This window comes from Bradyrhizobium sp. Leo114, assembly GCF_055229415.2.
Genome location: NZ_JBUYEN020000002.1, coordinates 346,679 through 361,786, shown reverse-complemented (window position 1 = coordinate 361,786; position 15,108 = coordinate 346,679). Strand labels below are relative to the sequence as shown.

General features: G+C 64.2%; 16 protein-coding genes. 6 read left to right on the top strand and 10 right to left on the bottom strand.

From position 1 onward, the window contains the following. Window positions 1-59 precede the first annotated feature (59 nt). Complete coding sequence (uvrC, locus tag ACZIRK_RS04005) at window positions 60-2,141, bottom strand: excinuclease ABC subunit UvrC (protein ID WP_463326978.1); 2,082 nt, start codon at window positions 2,139-2,141, stop codon at window positions 60-62. Window positions 2,142-2,367: 226 nt separating this feature from the next. On the opposite strand from uvrC, the gene ACZIRK_RS04000 reads away from it, so the two are divergent. Continuing rightward, window positions 2,368-2,982, top strand: coding sequence for an outer membrane protein (locus ACZIRK_RS04000; protein WP_028163914.1), 615 nt, complete (start codon window positions 2,368-2,370; stop codon window positions 2,980-2,982). A 278-nt stretch (window positions 2,983-3,260) separates the two neighbouring features. Here the strand turns inward: ACZIRK_RS04000 and ACZIRK_RS03995 are convergent, their stop codons facing one another. From ACZIRK_RS03995 to ACZIRK_RS03980, 4 genes are all read right to left on the bottom strand, one after another. Then, window positions 3,261-3,476 (bottom strand): cold-shock protein, encoded by a 216-nt coding sequence (locus tag ACZIRK_RS03995; protein WP_027581161.1) that lies wholly within the window; start codon window positions 3,474-3,476, stop codon window positions 3,261-3,263. Window positions 3,477-3,735: 259 nt separating this feature from the next. Further along, a complete protein-coding gene (locus ACZIRK_RS03990) occupies window positions 3,736-4,596 on the bottom strand; it encodes a 23S rRNA (adenine(2030)-N(6))-methyltransferase RlmJ (protein WP_130229533.1) in 861 nt (286 codons plus the stop codon). Between the two features lie 135 nt (window positions 4,597-4,731). Beyond that, the gene (locus ACZIRK_RS03985) at window positions 4,732-5,415 is read right to left on the bottom strand and encodes a ribonuclease T2 family protein (protein WP_130229537.1); all 684 of its coding nucleotides are present in this window, start codon (window positions 5,413-5,415) and stop codon (window positions 4,732-4,734) included. A gap of 117 nt (window positions 5,416-5,532) precedes the next feature. Beyond that, window positions 5,533-6,003 (bottom strand): hypothetical protein, encoded by a 471-nt coding sequence (locus ACZIRK_RS03980; protein ID WP_130229532.1) that lies wholly within the window; start codon window positions 6,001-6,003, stop codon window positions 5,533-5,535. A 171-nt stretch (window positions 6,004-6,174) separates the two neighbouring features. On the opposite strand from ACZIRK_RS03980, the gene ACZIRK_RS03975 reads away from it, so the two are divergent. Next, window positions 6,175-6,465, top strand: coding sequence for a hypothetical protein (locus ACZIRK_RS03975; protein WP_456645914.1), 291 nt, complete (start codon window positions 6,175-6,177; stop codon window positions 6,463-6,465). 25 nt (window positions 6,466-6,490) lie between these two features. After that, complete coding sequence (locus ACZIRK_RS03970; RefSeq protein WP_130229530.1) at window positions 6,491-7,030, top strand: DUF3617 domain-containing protein; 540 nt, start codon at window positions 6,491-6,493, stop codon at window positions 7,028-7,030. A 220-nt stretch (window positions 7,031-7,250) separates the two neighbouring features. On the opposite strand, the gene ACZIRK_RS03965 is transcribed toward ACZIRK_RS03970, so the two are convergent. From ACZIRK_RS03965 to ACZIRK_RS03955, 3 genes are read right to left on the bottom strand one after another with little or no spacing between them, the layout of a single operon-like run. Next, the gene (locus ACZIRK_RS03965) at window positions 7,251-8,636 is read right to left on the bottom strand and encodes an ATP-binding protein (protein ID WP_130229529.1); all 1,386 of its coding nucleotides are present in this window, start codon (window positions 8,634-8,636) and stop codon (window positions 7,251-7,253) included. 12 nt (window positions 8,637-8,648) lie between these two features. Continuing rightward, window positions 8,649-9,344: a response regulator gene (locus ACZIRK_RS03960; protein WP_035690117.1), complete on the bottom strand. Its 696-nt coding sequence runs from the start codon at window positions 9,342-9,344 to the stop codon at window positions 8,649-8,651. A gap of 41 nt (window positions 9,345-9,385) precedes the next feature. Beyond that, entirely contained in the window at window positions 9,386-9,940 is a 555-nt protein-coding gene (locus tag ACZIRK_RS03955; RefSeq protein WP_130229528.1) for a MarR family winged helix-turn-helix transcriptional regulator, read from the bottom strand. 326 nt (window positions 9,941-10,266) lie between these two features. Here ACZIRK_RS03955 and ACZIRK_RS03950 point away from each other — a divergent pair, with 326 nt between their 5' ends. From ACZIRK_RS03950 to ACZIRK_RS03940, 3 genes are all read left to right on the top strand, one after another. After that, entirely contained in the window at window positions 10,267-11,346 is a 1,080-nt protein-coding gene (locus tag ACZIRK_RS03950; RefSeq protein ID WP_028163905.1) for a branched-chain amino acid aminotransferase, read from the top strand. Window positions 11,347-11,419: 73 nt separating this feature from the next. After that, window positions 11,420-12,934, top strand: coding sequence for a histidine--tRNA ligase (gene hisS / locus ACZIRK_RS03945; RefSeq protein WP_130229527.1), 1,515 nt, complete (start codon window positions 11,420-11,422; stop codon window positions 12,932-12,934). Between the two features lie 117 nt (window positions 12,935-13,051). After that, complete coding sequence (locus ACZIRK_RS03940; RefSeq protein ID WP_027581150.1) at window positions 13,052-13,255, top strand: tautomerase family protein; 204 nt, start codon at window positions 13,052-13,054, stop codon at window positions 13,253-13,255. Between the two features lie 106 nt (window positions 13,256-13,361). Here the strand turns inward: ACZIRK_RS03940 and proC are convergent, their stop codons facing one another. Both proC and ACZIRK_RS03930 read right to left on the bottom strand, forming a co-directional pair. Beyond that, window positions 13,362-14,195, bottom strand: a complete 834-nt coding sequence (proC, locus tag ACZIRK_RS03935) for a pyrroline-5-carboxylate reductase (RefSeq protein ID WP_463326977.1) — start codon at window positions 14,193-14,195, stop codon at window positions 13,362-13,364. Between the two features lie 172 nt (window positions 14,196-14,367). After that, a complete protein-coding gene (locus ACZIRK_RS03930; RefSeq protein WP_028163901.1) occupies window positions 14,368-14,865 on the bottom strand; it encodes a type III secretion system chaperone family protein in 498 nt (165 codons plus the stop codon). Window positions 14,866-15,108: the final 243 nt, after the last annotated feature.

Here is a 15,108-nt window from a genome sequence, read left to right as displayed (position 1 = left end):
GTCAACCGTGCGCGCATAAGATGGTCCGCTGCAGGCGACGCCTTGATGACTCCATCTCTCTAGCCCCCCGGCTGGGAGTGGAAAAACTCGAAGATCTTCCGCGCACTCTCCGCGCTGACACCGGGAACCTTGCCAAGGTCGGCGATCGAGGCGCGCTCGATCTCCTTCAGCGTTCCGAAATGATGCAGCAGCGCGCGCTTGCGCGAGGGGCCGATACCGGGAATTTCCTGTAAGCCGGCCTCACGGATGTCCTTCTTGCGCAGCTTGCGGTGCGAGCCGATCACGAACCGGTGCGCCTCGTCGCGCAGCCGCTGGATGAAATACAGCACGGGATCGCGCGGCTCCAGCTTGATGGCCTCGCGATCGGGCATGAACAGCGTTTCGCGGCCGGCGTCGCGGTCCGGCCCCTTGGCCACCGCCATCAGCGATACCTGGGTCAGCCCGAACTGGTCGAAAATCTCCTTCACCGCGTTCAACTGCCCACGGCCGCCGTCGATGATGACGAGGTCCGGCCATTGCGGGAAGGAATCGTCGTCAGCCTTGACCTTGGCCTCCTCGCCCTCGGCGGGCTTCAGCAGCCGCTTGAAGCGCCGTTCCAGCACCTCGCGCATCATCGCGTAGTCGTCGCCAGGCGTAAGCCCTTCCGACTTGATGTTGAACTTGCGGTACTGGTTCTTCATGAACCCGTCGGGACCCGCCACGATCATGGCGCCGACCGCGTTGGTGCCCTGGATGTGGCTGTTGTCGTAGACCTCGATGCGCTTCGGCGCCTGGGGCAGGCCGAGCGTCGTGGCCATGCCTTCGAGCAGCCGGCCTTGGGTCGCGGTGTCCGCGAGCTTGCGGCCGAGCGCCTCGCGGGCATTGGTCAGCGCATGGGTGACCAGCTCTTTCTTCTCGCCGCGCTTGGGAACTGAAACCTCCACCTTGCGACCCGCCTTGACCGACAGCGCGTCGGCGAGCAGCTCGGCGTCCTCGACCTCGTGCGAGAGCAAAATGAGCTTCGGCGGCGGCTTGTCGTCGTAGAACTGCGCGAGGAAGGAGGAGAGCACCTCCTCCGGCGTGAACGATTTTTCCGCGCGCGGGAAATAGGCGCGGTTGCCCCAATTCTGGCCGGTGCGGAAGAAGAATACCTCGACGCAGGAATAGCCGCCCTCCTGATGGATGGCGAACACGTCGGCTTCCTCCACCGTGCGCGGGTTAATGCCCTGCTGCGACTGGATCGCCGACAGCGCGGCGAGGCGATCGCGGTAGAGCGCGGCGGTCTCGAATTCGAGCTCGGCGGAAGCCTTCTCCATTTCGCCGGCAAGCTCCTGCTTCACCGCATGGCTGCGGCCCGACAGAAACTCGGTCGCCTCGCGCACCAATTCGCCATAGCCGGGGAAATCGATCTCGCCGGTGCAAGGACCGGAGCAGCGGCGGATCTGGTAGAGCAGGCAGGGGCGGGTGCGGCTCTCGAAGAAGCCGTCGGTGCAGGAGCGGATCAGGAACGCGCGCTGCAGCGCCGTGATGGTGCGGTTGACGGCGCCAGCGGAGGCGAACGGGCCGAAATAGCGCCCGGGCCGCGTCTGCGCGCCGCGATGCTTGAGGATCTGCGGCGCCCAATGGTCGCCCGTGATCAGGATGTAGGGAAACGATTTGTCGTCGCGTAGCTGCACGTTGAAGCGCGGCCGGAGCTGCTTGATGAGGTTGGCCTCGAGCAGCAGCGCCTCGGTCTCGGTGGTGGTCGAGACGATCTCGACATTCACCGTCGCCGCGATCATGCGCAGAATGCGCGCCGGCAGCGGCGCGTTGGGCCGGGCATAGGACGAAAGCCGTTTGCGGACGTTCTTCGCTTTGCCGACATACAGCACGTCGTTGGCCGCGTTGAGCATGCGGTAGACGCCCGGCGAGGTCGGGGCGAGCCGCACCGCATTCTCGATCGCGGCATGGCCGACCGCGAGCGTACCTTCGGCGACGGCCTCCGCCGGTTCCTCGGGAACCTCGGGCAGCCGCGCGTCCTCGTCCTCCTCCGCGGCCGACGTCGCCGGATCGACGTCGCCGGTGACGAGCGCGAGGTCCTGCGGCGGCAAGTCTGGGTTTCCGCCGTGGCGCGCTCCTTTGGGCACGGACGCCTTCGGATGGTCGGTAGAATCGTGATCCATGGGCCTAAACTAGGCGCTGCCGGCCGCCATCGCCAGCATCGGGCTCCGAGTGGAAAGCCTTGCGCCGGTAACGCTTCATTAAGATTGATGAGGGGGCGGTAACCGCCCTTAACAAGGCTTTAACTTAAAACTTTCGATAAATCTTCCCGAAAAACCAGTGAATTCCGTAACCACGCCGGCCTTCGCAACCGGCAGGTCGCGGCTGTTGCGTTCTGGAGTGGTTGCGATGAAGCGGTTTGTCGTCTTGCGCCTGCTGGCGCTGTTGGTCGGGGGATGGACGACGTCGTCAGCAGCGGCCGATTATCGCGGGCCCTATACCGTCAACCAGCCGCTCAACGCCATGAGCTGGGCAGGGCCCTATCTCGGCGGCAATTTCGGCTATGCCTGGGGCGGCGTAAACAACAACCCGACCAAGCCGTCGGGTTTCGCGGGCGGCGCGCAGATCGGCTACAACTGGACCAACGGCCCGTGGGTGTTCGGCGCCGAAGGCGACATCCAGGCCACCGGCGCGGAAGAAACCTTTGCGCCGTGGAAGTTCTCGAATCCCTGGTTCGGCACCATCCGCGGCCGCGGCGGCTACGCATTCCAGAACGTGCTCTTCTACGCCACCGCCGGCCTGGCGTTCGGCGAACTGCGGGCCGAGACTTTCGGCCTGTCGGAGTCCCAGACCAATGTCGGCTGGACCGCAGGCCTTGGCGCCGAGATGGCCTTTGCACCGAACTGGAGCGCCAAGCTCGAATATCTCTATGTCGATCTCGCCAGCAGCAACTTCATCATCACGGGCGCGTCGAACGGCTACCATTTCGGCGTCATCCGTGCCGGCGTGAACTATCACTTCTAGAGTTTTCGGTTCTGATTGAATCAGAACCGAAGCTCTAGATTCTAGTTGTGACGCGTTTTCTTCACGCGAACCGGTGTCCACTTCGCTCGAAAACGCTCTAACCAATCACTTCGAAGAATAAGAAAACGATCGACGACAACCTTCCGGCCGTCGCAGGCGGCCGGAATTTTTTTATGCCGAGCTGACGCGCGAGATCGCGCACATGCCTGTGCGAGCGGGGCGCCGCCCGGCAAATCGTTACCCGAGACTTCAGTCCGCTTCAGCGTGAGCGCAAGGGCTCACGATGAAATCACCAGATTGACCGCCTTGGGGCCTTTGCCCTTCTTGTCTGGTTCGACGTCGAACGTAATACGCTGTCCTTCGGTCAAATCCTTTAGTCCTGCGCGTTCGACTGCGGTGATGTGAACGAACACATCGCGACCGCCGTCGTCAGGCTTGATGAAGCCGTAGCCGCGCTCTCCATTGAAGAATTTGACTGTCCCAGTCATGGCCATCGGGAAACTCCTCCCCCGCATTGCACAGCCGCTACGCGCAACTCACGTAGCGGGTGACCGGACATTCGCTGCCGGAAGCTTGGCCACCTCAGCGGACCTGTGTCACGCCACCGACCCGCCTGGATTTTTCTTCGGCCTCGTCACTCCGCCGCAACCATTCGCGGAAGCGGAACGTAAAGCCAGTCCTAACGTGACAAGCATAATACGGTTCCGGGCAAGTTGCCTATGGTCGAGTGGGAGTTTTCAGCAACGGCGTTGGTTAAGGTTTGGGCGTCTCCAGCCTGAATCGGCCGGCGCCGCCTTGGCCCAAGGGCTTTTCCAACTCGGGCAGGATCATTCTGAGTTCACCGGCAAGCGTCCAGGGCGGATTGACGATCAAGAGCCCGGTCGAGACCAGTCCGCTCTCGGCTTCGCGAGGCGCGACGCTGAATTCGAGTCGCAGGCATTTGCCGGCCGGCTTGCTGTTGCCTGTCTCGAAAGCGACATGCCGTGCGAGATCGTCGGTCACGCGACGGCTTTTGACCGGATACCACAGCAGATAGCTGCCGGTCGGCCATTTGGCGAACGCCTCCGAAAAGCCTTGCGCCAGCCGCTCGAACTCGTCCTTGGCTTCAAAGGGCGGGTCGATCAGGACCAGGCCGCGCCTTTCTTTCGGCGGGACGAAGGCCGGCAGCGCGGTCCAGCCATCGAGGTCGACCACCCGCGCCTGGGCGTCGCGGCGCAGCGCGTCGATCAGGCGTTTGCGCGCCTCCGGCTCGAGCTCGCAAGCGGTGAGGCGATCCTGGGGCCGGAGCAGCGCCCGTGCGATCAAGGGCGAGCCCGGGTAGGCCTTCAGTTCGCCCGGCGGGCTGAAGGCTCTCACAATGTCGAGATAAGGCAGTACCAGCGGCAGCGCTTCGTTGGAGAATCGCGCCTGCATCACGCGCGCGATTCCGGTCAGCCATTCGCCGCCGCGCCGTGCCTCGTCGGAGGTGAGATCATAGAGGCCGGCGCCGGCATGGGTGTCGATGAGGCGGAGCGCCGCCGGCTTTTCCTGCAGATAGAGCAGGATTCGCACCAGCACGATGTGCTTGATGACGTCGGCAAAGCCGCCGGCGTGAAAGGCGTGACGGTAGTTCATGAGATATCTGCTGGTCTGTACACCGCACTTCTACTCGTCATGGCCGGGCTTGTCCCGGCCATCCACACGGTCGCCGCTGTCAAGAAGAGCGTGGATGCCCGGGTCAAGCCCCGGGCATGACGATGGAGAGACTGTCTAGCCGCCCCGGATCGGCGGCATCACCACCTGGTCTCGGCGGCAGGCGCGGCGATCGGTTTCCTCGCAGGCACGGAACTGCATGTCCTTGCTCATGCAGATCCTGACCTCGCTGAGTCGCTTGCTGTCGCAGGTCACCGAGATTGCCGAGCTGCTGAGGCCCGGATTGGCCTTGATGAAGGCTTCCTCGATTTCGCCGGGTGCGACCGTCTTCGGCTCCGACAATTGCAGGAATTCCTCAGGGATCTTTACCGCGGCGCGGGCCTTGCGGATGCTCTCGAAATAAGCGCGTGCGGGGAGGCCCGAGCAGGTGCCGTGCTTGTCCCATTCGTTGTAGATCAGCCCGGGCGCCGGCATCAGGTCGAGCATCGAGCTCATGACATTGCGGGCAAGGCGTGGCGCCGGCCGCTGGCAATATTCCGGAAAGCCGCGCTCATATTGCGGCCAGAGCCCATGCACCACGAAGGAGTAGGGGCGTCCGCCGCATTGGACCTGCGCCCGCCGGCCATCGCCGCGCTCGGAGGCGGCTTCGCAGAACGACGGCGACCAAGACAGCGCAAGCACGTAGAAATCGAACTCGCCCGGCGCGTTTTGTCGGCGGTCCTGGGCGCTGACCGGGCCAATCGCGGCAAAAAAGGCAAGGACGGAAATCAGCAGGCGGGAAACCAAGGCCAATCGAAACATCAAGCACCCCTCACACTCGACCGCGGGCGAGCCTAGCAGGGAGATGGAACATTTCAAGAACAAAGTGTGATGCGACGCATTGCTCGATAACAAGCATCGCCACACCAGCCCTAAGGATCAGGGCCGGGCCGACTTGCAGGCGGGATTATAGGCCCAGTTGCGGTCCAGTCCGACCACGCACCATTCGACGCCCTGGCCGATGCTGGCAAATCCGCCATCCTCGATGATCGAGAAATGCACGGTGCGCACCTTGCCGTCGCTCAACACCGCGTCGCCCGAGCAGTAGCGGCGCGGGATGTTGTCGGACTGCCAGGGACGGAAGGCAGTCTCGTGGATGCGCGAATAGCCGGTGATCACCAGCGGGGAATTCCAGAACTGGTTCTCTTTTTCCTGGAACTGAGACGCGATGGTCTGCAGCGCTGCCTCGCAGGGCGCCACCCGTCCTTCGTACTTCGGTCCGGACAGCCAGAAATTCAGCTCGAGCGGATTGGCGGCGTGGGCAGTCTGGGCGGACGCCAACAGGCCAACCAGCAGGCCGAATGCGGCGCAGAGGCCAGTTTTGGTCGAGGAACGAACAGAGTTGCGCATGAGAATCCGCCGGACAATCCAATGCGCCGGACGGTGCCGCGAAGGCCGGGCGAGGTCAAGTGCAACGCGGCAACACTGGCGGAGAACTCCGCAAATCTCCGGCCCACGATTCTTTTCACGGTCGCCCGCGCACTTTATGGTGCGGCCCGAGGATTTGAGGAGAGTCTGCAGATGCGAAAAATTCTGGCCGCTGGCATGGTTGCCGCAAGCGCAATGCTGGCCGTTGCACCGGCCAAGGCCGACTGGGTGCCCCCGTTCAAGGGCAACGATACCGGCGGCATCATTGCCTATTCGCTGGCCCAGCAGGCGGACGCCCGCCAGCTCGCGGTCGATCACTGCGCTTCCTACGGCAAGGTGGTGAAATTCCTCGCGGTGCAGCCCTATGAGGGTGGCTACGTCTCCTTCTCCTGCCGCTGGGTGCCTTGGGGCGCCGCCGAGCGGCCGCTGCGCACGCTTTATTGATCGGCACCGGTACCGGCATCGCCGCATGACGCGATATTTCGTTCTGCTCGGATCGGCCATCGGCCTGGCTGCGCTGCTGCCCGGGGCGGCCGGCGCCGTCGATCTGCCGGTCCGCAAGGCGGGCCTGTGGGAGATGAAGATCGCGCGCACGGGCTCGACCACGCCCGAAATGACGATGCAGCATTGCACCGACGAGACCACCGACAAGGACATGAGCACGGCGGTCTCGCCGATGGCGAAGGATATCTGCTCCAAGCAGGATATCCAGAAGACCGCGACCGGCTATGTCAGCGATTCCGTGTGCGGCGTCGCCGGCGTCACGGTGACCTCGCATGCCGAGATCACCGGCGACTTCAACTCCGCCTACACGGTCAAGACGACCTCGCACGCCGATCGCGGCTCGGCCGGTGCGGCGCACGATACTACCGGCACGATCGAAGCTAAATGGCTCGGCCCCTGCAAGGCGGACCAGAAGCCCGGTGACATCATCATGGCCGGCGGCATGAAGATGAACATCAAGGACATGGAAAAGCTGAAGGGCATGATCCCCAAGCTGCCGAAGTAAGTTCTTTTTGTAGCCGCATGCGCTTCAAGCGTCCGAGCTAGCTCAGCCTTGTGATGCCAATTGTTGTGGCCTCTCCCCTTGTGGGAGAGGGCTGCTTAGCTACTTGCAGCGGGCTCGCTTGGGTGAGGGGTTCTCTCCACCAACACCACCGCCCGTGGAGAGAACTCCTCATCCGGCGCTTCGCGCCACCTTCTCCCACAAGGGGAGAAGGGAAGAATTGTTACACTGGTACCCTTACCGTCGCACGCAGGCCGCCCATCGGGCTGTCGCCGAGCATGATGTCGCCGCCATGTGAGCGGGCGATGTCGCGGGCGATGGCCAGTCCGAGGCCGGTGCCGCCCTCGTCCTGATTGCGGGCGTCGTCGAGCCGCAGGAATGGCTTGAACACCTCCTCGCGCATATCAGCCGGAATGCCCGGGCCGTCGTCATCGACGGTGACCGTGAGATAGCGGTGGTCGCGGTGGCCGGTGATCGAGATCGTGTTGGCGTGCCGCGCCGCATTGGAGACGAGGTTGCCGAGGCAGCGCTTGAACGAGGCCGGCTTCACCGTCACGACAGGCAATCCGTGGAAGGCGACGGTCGCGGTATGGCCGTGGCGTTCGGCATCGTTGCGCAATTCCTCCAGCGCCATCGTCATGTCGGTCGGCTGTGCGACCTCGCCGGAGTCGCCGCGGGCGAAGGCGAGATAGTCCTCGAGCATCATCGACATCTCGTCGACGTCCTTGCGCATGGCGTCGATTTCGGGGCCTTCGCCGAGCAGCGCGAGCTCCAGCTTGAAGCGGGTCAGGATGGTGCGCAGATCGTGCGAGACGCCGGCGAGCATCGCGGTGCGCTGCTCGATCGTGCGCTCGATGCGCGCCTTCATCTCCAGGAAGGCGTGCGCCGCACGCCGCACCTCGCGCGCGCCGCGCGGCCGGAAATTCGGTGCCTCCCGGCCCTTGCCGAAGCTTTCGGCGGCGTCCGCCAAACGCAGGATCGGCTTGATCTGGTTGCGCAGGAACAGCACCGCGACGATCAAAAGGATCGTGGAGGTGCCGAGCATCCAGAAGATGAAGATTTCCGAATTCGATGCATAGGCGGCGCTGCGCAGCGCGAAGATGCGCATGATCGCGTCGTCGAGTTGCACGCGGATCTCGACCAGGTTGGACCTGCCGACGGTGTCGATCCAGAACGGACGGCCGATCTGGCGGCCGAGTTGCACCGACAGCGACTGGTCGAGCAGCGAAAAGAATGGCTTTGGCCCGGGTGGCGGCATGTCGCCGGGAGGCAGGAAATCGACCACGAGCTGGAGCCGCTGCGCGATCCGGCGCACCTGCGCGCGGTCCTTGTCCTGCGGATAGGTCTTGTAGACGTCGATGAGGGCGGCGATGTCCTGCACCACAGCGGTGGAGAGGCGGCGCGTCACCGTGTTCCAGTGCCGTTCCATGAACACGAAGGCCACCACGGTCTGCAGCACCACCATCGGCACGATCATGATCAGCAGCGCGCGGGCATAGAGGCCGGTCGGCATCCAGCTCTTGAACGCGTTTCCCATCCGGCCATTGGCTCTGGAGACGCGCTGCGAGGCGTTGCGGATCAGGCTCAGGCCCGTGTCGATCGTGCTCATGGCGGATAAGGCTTAAGGCGAGGCCACCAGGCGATAGCCGATGCCGCGCACCGCCTGCAGGAACAAGGGATTGGCGGGATCGCGCTCGATCTTGCGGCGCAGGCGGTTGATCTGGACGTCGACGGCGCGCTCGTTGACGGTGCCGCCTCCGGTCAGCGCGCCGCGCGGCACGGTTTCGCCGGGGCTCGCGGCGAGGATGCGCAGCATGTCCCGCTCGCGGTCGGTCAGATGGATGATCTCCTCGCCCTGGCGCAATTCGCCGCGGTCGAGATGGAAGACGTAGGGGCCGAAGGCGATCTGCTCCAGCGTCTGCGCCGGCGGCGGCGCGGTCCGCTTGAGGATGTTGCCGATCCGCAGCACCAGTTCGCGCGGCTCGAACGGCTTTGCCACATAGTCGTCGGCGCCGATCTGCAGGCCCTCGATGCGTGCTTCCGCCTCGTGGCGCGCGGTGAGCATGATGATCGGCACCGACGAGGACGAACGGATGAAGCGCGCGAGATCGAAGCCGTTCTCGCCGGGCATCATCACATCAAGGATCAGCAGGTCGAAATTGAGCCCGAGCAGTTTGGCACGCGCGTCGCTGGCGCTCATGGCGGTCGTGACGCGGTAGCCTTCGCCGCAGAGGAAGCGCGAGAGAAGATCGCGGATGCGGCGGTCGTCATCGACCAGCAGCAGGTGCGGCGCGTCGTCGGCCGGTTTCATCGGCATGCGTGCCGTCGCCGCGGCGATGGTTGCTCCCTGCGTCACGTTCACTCCCTCGTCTTCTTGGCCGCGCCGCCGAAGATCGTCTCCAGCACCTTGTCGGGGTCGTCGCGGTCGATCATCGCACGGAGGAACGCCCGCACGGTCTCGATGCCGCCCGGATCGAGGCCGGCGACCGCACGGTTGATGCGGTCGGTCTGCAGTCCCGCCAGCTTGGCCACCAGCGCTTCGCCCTTGGCGGTGGCGTAAAGCAGCCGCTGCCGCCGGTCATTGCTGCCGGTCTTCTGCAGGATGTAGCCTTCGTCGAGCAATTGCTTCAGCACGCGGCCGAGCGATTGCTTGGTGATGCGCAGGACGTCGAGAAGGTCGGCGACCTTGAGCCCGGGATAGCGCGTGACGAAGTGCATCACCCGGTGGTGGGCGCGGCCGAAGCCGAACGCCTCCAGCTCCTGATCGGCATCGCCGACGAAGTCGCGATAGGCGAAGAACAGGAGCTCGATGATGTCCCAGCGCAAATCGCCCGTCCGCGGCCCGGGGGCGGATACGTCCGTTCCCGGAGAATCGGGCTGCGCTGCTGCCGTTGAGAAATTTATGTCAGCCATATTGACGTATCTTGGGTTCAATGTTACAAAACTGCCAGTCACGACGAAATTTTAAATCGTTTCGTCCCTGGCAAAGTTTAGATCGGCCACGAGCAGACCAGTGATGGAGGCTTGGGCCGCAAATTGGGACTACCGTGTGATTGTCGAGCGGCATTTCGACAAAACATACTGGACTTCAGCATCCGGCAAAAGCATGTCCTTTCGGACATGAGGGCCATGGAAACCGGCCGTAAGGCTGGCGGTGAAGTCCAGGCCGACGAAGCCAGTTCGGCCCGGCGAGACCGGCGCCAGCAATCGCGCGGATTCCGACAGCGGGAAGCAAGGGTATGAGTTTGAAATTCGAAATCCAGCCTGCGGCGAATGCGACCTCCGACAAGGAGCGCGCGGCAAGGCTCGTGGACCCGGGCTTCGGCCGGATTTTCACCGATCACATGGCTATCGTTCGCTACAATCAGGCGAAGGGCTGGCATGGCGCGCGCGTCGAATCCCGCGCGAATTTCCCGCTCGATCCGGCCGCCGCCGTCATGCACTACGCGCAGGAGATTTTCGAAGGCCTCAAGGCCTACAAGCGCGACGATGGTGGCGTGAACCTGTTCCGCCCCGACGCCAATGCCCGCCGCTTCTGGAATTCGGCTGAGCGCATGGCCATGGCGCCGCTGCCCGAGCCCGTGTTCATCGAAGCGGTCGAACAGCTCGTGCGCATCGACCGCGCCTGGATTCCAGGCGGCGAGGGTAGTCTCTATCTGCGACCCTTCATGATCGCGAGCGAGGTCTTCCTCGGCGTGAAGCCATCAGCGGAGTACATCTTCGCCGTCATCGCCTCGCCGGTCGGCTCCTATTTCAAGGGCGGGCCCGCGCCGGTGTCGATTTGGGTGTCGGAGCACTACACGCGCGCGGCGATCGGCGGCACCGGTGCCGTCAAGTGTGGCGGCAATTACGCCGCGAGCCTGCGGGCGCAGGCCGAGGCCATCGAGCACGGCTGCGATCAGGTGGTTTTCCTCGATGCGATCGAGCGCCGCTATATCGAGGAACTCGGCGGCATGAACGTTTTCTTCGTGTTCGACGACGGTTCGCTGCTGACGCCGCCGCTCGGCACGATCCTGCCGGGCATCACCAGGGATTCGATCATCGCGCTCGCGAAGGATGCCGGCACGCCCGTGCGCGAGGAGACCTACACGATCGACCAGTGGCGCGCGGATGCCGCCAGCGGAAAGCTGAAAGAGGCCTTCGCCTGCGGCACGGCCGCCGTCATCTCGCCGATCGGCAAGGTGTGTTCCACGAAGGGCGAGTTTCTCATCAATGGCGGTGCGGCCGGCCCTGTCGCCATGGGGCTGCGGAAGCAACTGGTCGACATCCAGTATGGTCGCGCGGCCGATCCGCACAACTGGATCAGAAAGGTGCTGTGACCGGCGGCGGAATTATTCCGCCGCTTCGGCGTGACGGTTGCCGCATTCTCCATCCGCTGGTAAACGCGCGCCCATGGCCGACAAACCCAAAAAACCGCAGAAGCTGAAGGCGCGCTTGCCGCGCGGACTGGAAGATCGCGGCCCGACCGCGATCGCCGCGACGCGCCGCATGACCGAGACCATCCGCGAAGTGTTCGAGCGCTACGGGTTCGAGCCGGTGGAAACGCCGGCGATGGAATATACCGACGCGCTCGGAAAATTCCTGCCGGATCAGGATCGCCCCAACGAGGGCGTGTTCTCGTTCCAGGACGACGACGAGCAGTGGATCTCGCTGCGCTACGACCTGACCGCGCCGCTTGCCCGCTACGTCGCCGAGAATTTCGATCACCTGCCGAAGCCCTATCGCAGCTACCGCGCCGGCTACGTCTTCCGCAACGAGAAGCCGGGCCCCGGCCGCTTCCGCCAGTTCATGCAGTTCGATGCGGATACGGTGGGCTCGGGCTCGCCGGCCGCTGACGCAGAAATGTGCATGATGGCGGCGGACACGATGGAGGCGCTGGGCATTCCGCGCGGCAGCTACGTCGTGAAGGTCAATAACCGCAAGGTGCTTGACGGCGTACTGGACGCAATTGGCCTCGGCGGCGAAGACAATGCGGGCCGACGGCTCACGGTGCTGCGCGCGATCGACAAACTCGACAAGTTTCCGGCCGACGAAGTGCGCAAGTTGCTCGGTCCCGGCCGCTGGGACGGCGGCGAGGAGGGCAAGGGCGACTTCACGAAAGGCGCCGGCCTCAACTCGGCGGATGCTCATGTTGTCCTGAGCGTCACGGAAAAACGCGAAGATTGGAAAGAGTCGATTGCAGCGGCGGACATCTATTTGGCCAAAAGTGAGATCGGCCAAGCTGGCGTCAGTGAACTCGAAGAGATCGCCAAGTTAGTCACGGCATCTGGCTACGGATCGGATCGCATCCGCATCGATCCCTCCGTCGTGCGCGGCCTCGAATATTACACGGGTCCCGTTTACGAAGTAGAACTGCTCCTCGAAACGAAGGACGAGAAAGGCCGTCCTGTTCGCTTTGGCTCCGTCGGCGGCGGCGGTCGTTACGATGGCCTCGTCTCGCGCTTCCGCGGCGAGCCGGTGCCGGCGACGGGATTTTCCATCGGCGTGTCGCGGCTGCAGGCGGCGCTGACGCTGCTTGGCAAGCTCGACACGCGGCCGCAATTCGGGCCCGTCGTGGTGACGGTGTTCGATCGCGAGCGGGTCGCGGATTATCAAAAGATGGTCGCGCAGTTGCGTAGCGCCAACATCCGCGCCGAGCTCTATCTTGGCAATCCCAAGAACATGGGCAACCAGCTCAAATATGCCGACCGCCGCAATTCGCCTTGCGTCATTATCCAGGGCTCCGATGAAAAGGCGCGTGGCGAGGTGCAGATCAAGGACCTCATCGAAGGCGCCAAGGCCGCCGCGGCGATCGCGTCGAACCAGGAATGGCGCGAGACCCGGCCGGCGCAGTTCTCCTGCGCGGAAGCCGATCTCGTCGCGAAGGTCCGCGAAGTGCTGGCGCGGCATGACGTGAGGTGGGGATAGCCATTCGCGCGAGGTGTCATGCCCGGGCTTGTCCCGGGCATCCACGTCTTGTTTGATAGAGAAGAGCGTGGATGGCCGGGACAAGCCCGGGCATGACCGTAACAGGGAGAGACAAAGATGCCTGAGATCACCATCAGCATGGCTGCCGGCCGCACCGAAGAGCAGAAGAAGGGCATGATGCTCGACATCACCCAGGCGCTGGTCAAGAATCTCGGCGTCGACGCCGAAGCCGTCGTGATCCAGATCAATGAGGCGCCGCTCACCCACAAGATGAAGGGCGGCAAGACCTTTGTTGAGCGCGCCGCCGCGGCGAAGAAGTAGTCAAGAAAAGTAGGGTGGGCAAAGGCGCACTTGCGCCGTGCCCACCATCAAGCACTCCGCTCGTAATGGTGGGCACGCTGCGCTTTGCCCACCCTGCAGAGCTTGGCTACTTCGCCAGCTCCCTCGAGCGCTTGGCTGCGGCTGCGATCGCGCGGATCATCAGTGGACGCAGTCCGTCACTAGCCATCAGCACGTCCAGTGCGGCGGCGGTGGTGCCGCCGGGCGAGGTGACGTTCTGACGCAGCGTTGCCGCCGGCAAGTCCGAGCGATGCAACAATTCGCCGGAGCCCGCGACGGTCGCGCGCGCCAGCTTGGTGGCGAGGTCTTCCGGCAATCCGGCCTCAACGCCGGCACGCGCGAGCTCTTCGGCGAGCAGGAACACGTAGGCCGGGCCGGAGCCGGAGACCGCGGTCACGGCGTCGATCAGGCCCTCGTCGTCGACCCATTCCACCGCGCCGGTCGCGCGTAGCAGCGCGTCCGCGGTCGCGCGCTGCGCGGCACCGACGCTGTTCGCGGCGACTGCGACCGTGATGCCGCGGGCGATCGAGGCCGGCGTGTTCGGCATCGCCCGCACTGCCGCGCCGCCGCAGACTTCTTCAAGCGAGGCGATGGTGGTTCCGGCCATGATCGAGACGACAAGCGTCGATGGCGCGACCAGCGACTTGAGGGCGACCCCGGCATCCCGGAACAATTGCGGCTTGACCGCGACCACCAGCGTATCGACCTTGCCCGCGTCTTTGGGATTGAGACGGACGCCCTTGGCGGCCAGCGCACTGATCTCGGCCGAAGGCTGCGGGTCGATCACGGCGACGCGCGAGGCATCGAGGCCTCCGGCGAGCCAGCCGGTCAGCATCGCCCCGCCCATCTTGCCTGCGCCGGCCAGCGCGATGGTGCCGGTGATGTCTTGCAAAGCGTTGCTGTTACTCAAGGGGGCCACCATGATCGTCGTCCCGGCGAAGGCCGGGACCCATAACCACAGTCGGTTCTAGTGAGGTGCAGAACGCGCGACAAGCACGAACCGTCATGCCCGGGCTTGACCCGGCAATCCATCAAGCCAAAGATCCTTTGCGGATGGATGCCCGGGTCAAGCCCGGGCATGACGAGTGGGGAGCCTAAGCCTCGCCCTCGGTGTCGAACATCGCGGCGTTCATCGCCTCCTGGGCGGTCTTGCCGGCCCACACCACGAACTGCAATGCCGGGTAGTAGCGCTCGCAGGCATGGATGGCGCCGACCAGCATGCTCTCGCATTGCGCGGTCGATGCGTTCAGGCCGCCGGGCAGCACCAGCGCCTGACGGTGCATGATCATGCCGGTGTGGGTCCACAGATCGAAATGGCCGATCCACAATTGCTCGTTGATGGCGGCGATCAGCCGCTGCGCTTCGGGGCGGCGCGCCGGCGGAATCTTCATGTCGAAGGCGCAGGCCAGATGCAGAGCCTCGATCTCGCTCATCCAGGTGAAGGAGAGCTGATAGTCGGTCCAGTCGCCTTTGGAGACGATCGTGACCTCGTCGCCAGCGCGCTCGAACGCCCAGTTGTTATCGGCCGCAATGTCTTCGACCACCGCAAGCGGATGGTTTTCGGAATCGATTATGCCTTCGAGGAGGGACATGCCGTCTCGACCCTTGTTCTTCTGACTTTCTTGGTACGCATCCGGAAGGCCGGCCTGCACCAGATAACGCATGGTTGCCGACTGCAGGCCCCCGTGGCCTTCCCGATCGCTCCGAGGCTTGCCAGGATGAAGTGATGTGATTTGCGGAATCCGCGCAACCGGGCCCCGAGTCCGTCCACAGCCAAAGGCGCGCTCGTCCACAGCTCATCTCCGCCACAATTATTAACGCGAGAACAAACCGGA